Annotated in this window: 6 protein-coding genes; all 6 read right to left on the reverse strand. The window is 73.8% G+C overall.

The genetic code is table 11. From position 1 onward, the window contains the following. Positions 1 to 44 precede the first annotated feature (44 nt). The gene (locus RIF68_RS27005; protein WP_309053907.1) at positions 45 to 1,151 is read right to left on the reverse strand and encodes a hypothetical protein; all 1,107 of its coding nucleotides are present in this window, start codon (positions 1,149 to 1,151) and stop codon (positions 45 to 47) included. A gap of 70 nt (positions 1,152 to 1,221) precedes the next feature. Beyond that, positions 1,222 to 1,689, reverse strand: a complete 468-nt coding sequence (locus RIF68_RS27010) for a nuclear transport factor 2 family protein (RefSeq protein ID WP_309053908.1) — start codon at positions 1,687 to 1,689, stop codon at positions 1,222 to 1,224. Positions 1,690 to 1,785: 96 nt separating this feature from the next. Continuing rightward, on the reverse strand, positions 1,786 to 2,442 hold the full coding sequence (thpR, locus tag RIF68_RS27015) for an RNA 2',3'-cyclic phosphodiesterase (protein ID WP_309053909.1): 657 nt from the start codon (positions 2,440 to 2,442) through the stop codon (positions 1,786 to 1,788). Between the two features lie 28 nt (positions 2,443 to 2,470). Then, on the reverse strand, positions 2,471 to 2,989 hold the full coding sequence (locus RIF68_RS27020; RefSeq protein WP_309053910.1) for a hypothetical protein: 519 nt from the start codon (positions 2,987 to 2,989) through the stop codon (positions 2,471 to 2,473). 158 nt (positions 2,990 to 3,147) lie between these two features. Next, a complete protein-coding gene (locus RIF68_RS27025; protein WP_309053911.1) occupies positions 3,148 to 4,047 on the reverse strand; it encodes a PRC and DUF2382 domain-containing protein in 900 nt (299 codons plus the stop codon). Positions 4,048 to 4,171: 124 nt separating this feature from the next. Next, the coding region (locus RIF68_RS27030; RefSeq protein ID WP_309053912.1) for a GNAT family N-acetyltransferase at positions 4,172 to 5,057 on the reverse strand (886 nt) is incomplete at its 5' end.

Genomic DNA, 5,057 nt, shown 5'->3' on the forward strand with positions numbered 1-5,057 from the left:
CGGGCCTGCCGCCTCCTCCCCTCCGTACGCCCGTCCGGCCCCTCTCAGGAACGCGTCGCGGTGCCGCACTCCTCGTCCCCGCCGGCCCGCATCCGCTCGTCCATCGACGTGCTGCGGTCGTACGGATCGACCGCGGGCCCGCTGCCCGTACCGCTGCCGCCGCCCCCGAACGAGGGGGTCAGACGGCCGGTGGCCGGCCCGCAGCCGCCGTTCGTCATGTCGACCTTGTACGAGACCAGCGAGAAGGTCCCCGGCTCGGTGATCACCTTCGAGGGATCGTCCCAGCTCATGACCACCTCACGCCGCACGACGGTGCGGACGACCAGGTCGCCGCCGCCCGCCGGGGCGACCGGGTACACGAACGTGACGTCGGCGGTCACCCGCAGGGCGCCCTTCTCACCCTCCGCGAAGGTGAGGCGGCCCCGGGTCTTCACCACATCCCCGACCAGGCGCGCCTGCGCGGGATCGAACCGGCTGAAGAGGAGCACCGGGTCGTTCGCCTCACCCGGCGAGCGGAACGCCGCCGCGAGGAAGTCCCGCACGTCCCGCTGGTGGGGGTTGATCAGCGCGATCGCCCCGGCCGGGCGCTCACCGCGCAGCACGCCCGGCTCCAGGTTGGAGGCGACGAGGAAGTCCCGGCTCAGCCGGAGCGCGCGGGCCACCTCCGCGCGGTCCATCCACCCGGTCGCCCGGGCCTCCGGCACCGTGATCCCGGCCGGGCCGTCCGCCCACCGGGCCGCAGGCGAGCCCCTGAACGGCTCGGCGACGGTGGGCCGGGCCGCTTCAGAGGCGGCGTCCGGCGGAGCGGTCGGCGCGGCCGATTCCGGGGCGAGCGGAGCCGCGTCCGCGCCCCTGCCGCCGTCACCGAGCAGGCCGGTGACCCCTCCCGGAGCGAGCGCCACGGCCAGCAGGGCCACCGAGGCCACGAACCCGGCCACGTACCAGCCCTTCCGCGACCGGCGACGCCGGGGCGGGGTGTAGGTACGCCATCCGGTGTCCGCCGCCCGGGCGGGCCGGCGCGCGGCGGTGGCCCGGTCCCGCGCCGACGGCTCCTCGGGCGCGTCCGGCACGCCCTCCAGCGAGGAGCGCAGGAACCGCTCCCACTCCTCGTCGGACACCTGCGAACCGCCGTCGCCCCCACCCGCGTTCACACCCGACTCCTCGTGTCGACCCGTACACCCGCCCCCCCAAGGGCCCCGTCGGGCATGATCGCACAGCAGTTCAGCAGGGCGCGGGCCCGGGGGCGCGGCCGGTACGGCCCCGGACGCGTCCGCCGCTCAGGCCCCGGGGCCGGGAGCCGCCCCCGCCCGCCTCCCGGGCGATGCGCTCGAACTGGGCGCCCATCGCCTCGGCGAGTGCCGTGGCGGCGGAGAGCGGACGGACCATGACGGTGAAGTCGTCGATCCTGCCGTTCTCGTCGAGGTGCAGGAAGTCGCAGCCCTGGATCCGCCGGCCGCCGACGGTCGCCGTGAAGACGAGCGCGTGGTCCCGGCCGCCCGCGTCCGTGATCTCCCGGACGTAGGTGAAGTCCTCGAAGACACGCATGGCCGCGCGCAGGACGGCGGCGGTGATCGCCTTACCGGTGTACGGGGCGAAGGCGACCGGGCTGGTGAAGACGACGTCCTCGGCGAGCAGGGCCTCGATCGCGGCGGCGTCGCGGCTCTCGACCGCCGTGCGGAACGCGTGCATGGAGCCTCCCGGCTAGTCAACAAGTTGAATAGGTGGGAGGGTAGGCGCGGTCGAGGTCCCCTGTCCATCCCGGGCCCGGCGCCGACGGCCCGGCCCTCACGGACCGGTGAACGCCCAGGACTCGAGGTCGCGGTAGCGGATCGGCCCCGGGCCGCGCCCGAAGTCGCTCCCGACCAGGTGCAGCCGGGCGGCGGGCCAGCCGCGCCCGGTGAACCCGGCCAGCCCGGCCGCCGCCGCGACCACGGAATCCTGGTCGGCGCGCCGGGCCCGGGCCAGCGTCAGGTGGGGGCGCAAGGGCCGGTCCTCGAAGGGGATGCCGCACTCCTTGACGACCGTTCGTACGTCCGAGGCCAGCAGCCGCAGCCGCGGCAGGTCCCCGCCGATCCCGCTCCACAGCACCCGCTCGTCGAAGTGCCCGGCGCCGTGGAGCGCGAGCTCCACGGGTCCCCGCGACGCGGCGAGGTCCGCGAGCGGGGAGTGGAGCGGAGGAACGGCGGCGCGGGGGAGTTCCCCGAGGAAGGCGAGGGTGATGTGCCAGTCCTCGATGCGGTTCCAGCGCATGTGCGGATACGCCGCGTAGGCGGGGGCCAGGGCCCGTGCCAGCTCGTCCTTCGCCTCGTCGGGCGGGGCGAGCGCGACGAACACGCGCACGGTCGACGCCCGCCGGCCGTCCCCCTCCGGCCCCACCGGGGGCGTCGCGGCCGTGGGGCCCTCCCCGGCGCCGTACCCCTGGTCCCCGGACCGCTGCCTCATCGTTCCTTCCCCGCTCACCATGGCCCGCTCAGCGGTAGTCGTCCGGGTGGCCCTGCATCCAGGTGTTGACGCGGTCACGGGTGGAGAGCAGCGACTTCTGGTGCTTCTCCAGGTCGGCGGCCGACGGGGCGTCACCGAGTTCCCGCTCGAGGGCGCCGATCAGGGCGAGGGGCTCGGGGAAGTGGCCCGGTCCCTTGGGGTCCGCCTTCATGGCCCGCTCCAGGCGCAGCAGTTCGTCGTGCACACGGCCCAGGAAGTACGCGCAGCCGTCCGTGGCGCACGAGTTGTCCAGGGTCGCCTGAAGTCCGGCGAAGGCGTCGCGCACGCGCTCGGGAGCCGGAGTCACGGGTGCCTCCGGGGTGGCTTCCGAGTCGCCCGCGTCCGGCGCTGTCGCCTCCGCCGGGTTTCCTTCCGCCCCGGCTGTGGCCGTGGTCGTCGCACCGCCGGGCGGCGGCGCCGACCTGTCGTCCGCGCCACCGCACGAGACGGCGAAAGCCGCCAGGACGACGGCGGTCGCGGCGGCCTTCCGCACCGAGAACGTGGTCATGTGGTCCCCCCTGATGTTCGAAGCATCCGACCCTACCGGCCGGTCCCCGTCCGGGACGCGCGGGGGCGCCCGTGAGGAGGGGGCTCCTCACGGGCGCCGTTCACCGCGTGCCGCACGACGGGTCGAAGCCGTGGACAGGTCCGCGGGGTGGGGCGGTGTCACATGCCGCGGCGGTCGTCGGGGTCCTCGGTCAGCGGGACGTCGTCCGACTCGATCTCGATGTGCTCCTTGCGCACCTCACCGGACACGGTCTCCTCGTCGGTGACCTCGTCCGTGCGGAGGCTGACCCGTTCGACGGGGACGGCCCGCGTCTCGACGACGGGGCGTTCCTCGTGGAGGGTGACCTCGTGCTCGGACTCGGTGATCTCCGGGCCGGACAGAGCCTGGTCACGGTTGGCGTCCGTGATCGGTTCGCGCTCGACGACCACTTCCTCGTGGCGCACCGGCACCGTCTGCTGGACGTTCTCGGTGACGACGTACTTGCGCAGTCGCACGTGGCCCGTCTCGACCCGCTCGGTGCCGACGTGCATCTCCTCCTCGGAGCGCGTCATCGCGTCGTCGTCCGTGCCGCGCATCGAGGCGTCGCGGGTGTCCATGGCATCGGTTCCGGCCGTGTCCGCCATGCCCGCGGTCCCGGCAGCGCCGGTCGTGCCGGTCGTACGGGTGGTGTCCGCGGTGCCCGTCTCGCCGTGCGCCCAGCCGCCTTCGCCGGGCTGGTTGGCGCGGGCCCAGGCGTCGTCCCAGGCGATTCCGTAGTACTCGTACAGGCGCCGTTCCTCGCGGGCGTCGAGGTGGCCCCCGCCGTCGACGTCCACGTGCGGAGCGTCCTTCACCCGGTCCTTGGGGTAGGGCACCTCCAGGTGGTCCTCCACCATCGCGGCGTCCTTGATGGGGACGAAGGACTCGTGGCTGCCGAAGAGGCCGGTCTTGACGGTGACCCACGCGGGACGGCCGGTGGCGTCGTCGACGAAGACGTGCTTCGCGTCGCCGATCTTCTTGCCCTCGGCGTCGTACACGGGATGGTCCAGAACAGCGGGAATCTGCTCATGGGCGATCATGATGACCCTCCTGTCTCTGTCGTGCTGACCTAGCGACTAACCAACACGAAAGAGATGAAAACACCCGATTCCACGCCGATTTTGTTGATTGCTCAACCCTTCGGTCGGAGCCGCCCCCCGTCGCTCAGCCGTTCCCGCCCGGATCCTGCCAGGCGTAGGAGGAGAGCCGCCGCCGGTTCCCCGCGTCCACCAGGGCGGCCGCGCCGGACACCGCCTCGCGCAGCTCCTCCGGCACGCGCAGGTGACTGATCCGCCGCTCCGGCGCACACCCGCGGAACGCCTTGGCGTCGTACGACTCCGGCCCGTACACGACGGACCTCGCCCCCTCGGCGACCGCGATCCGGATGAGGCCGTAGTAGCAGAGGTTGACATGGGTGAACGCCTTCTCCTCCTGGGGCCCCACGCCGATCAGCGTCGGGTGGAACACCCCGTGGACGTCGTGGAAGACGACGAAACCGGCGAGCGTGTCCCCGCGCCAGGCCTCCAGCACCCGCCCCCGGCCCGTGGGATGGCGCCGGATGGACTCGATCAGCCCGAGCGACCCGTCGAAGTCCGCCTCCTGCCCGTTCCGCCGCAGATGCGCGAGGTGCAGCTCGGCGTGGCGCCGGCCGAGCGCGTCGGGCGTCGTCTCCCGCAGCTGGGCGCCCGATTCCTCGAAGCCGCGTATCTCCCGCCGGACACGGGTCGGGCGGGGACCGCGCAGCCCGGCCAGGTACCCCTCGAAGTCCTTCCAGGCAACGGACAGCACGCAGTCGCCGACGGAGACGAACGGCACGTACCCCCGGCCGGCCAGCGCCCCCCGGAGCTCGGTGTCCGCCTCCGGCACGTGCATCACGGCCGTGGTCCCCGCGCCCCGCTCCGCGGCCAACGACCTCAGCTCGTGCAGCAGTTCACCCACCACGCCCGCGTCCACCGCCGGACCCCGCAACAGACCCGGCAGACAGCCGCCGGGCAGCACGGAGACCAGCGCCGGGTACAGCCGGTCACCGGCCGCGGCGAGCCTCTCCGCG

Source organism: Streptomyces sp. (assembly GCF_031178505.1).
In the GTDB taxonomy this organism is placed as follows: domain Bacteria; phylum Actinomycetota; class Actinomycetes; order Streptomycetales; family Streptomycetaceae; genus Streptomyces; species Streptomyces gulbargensis.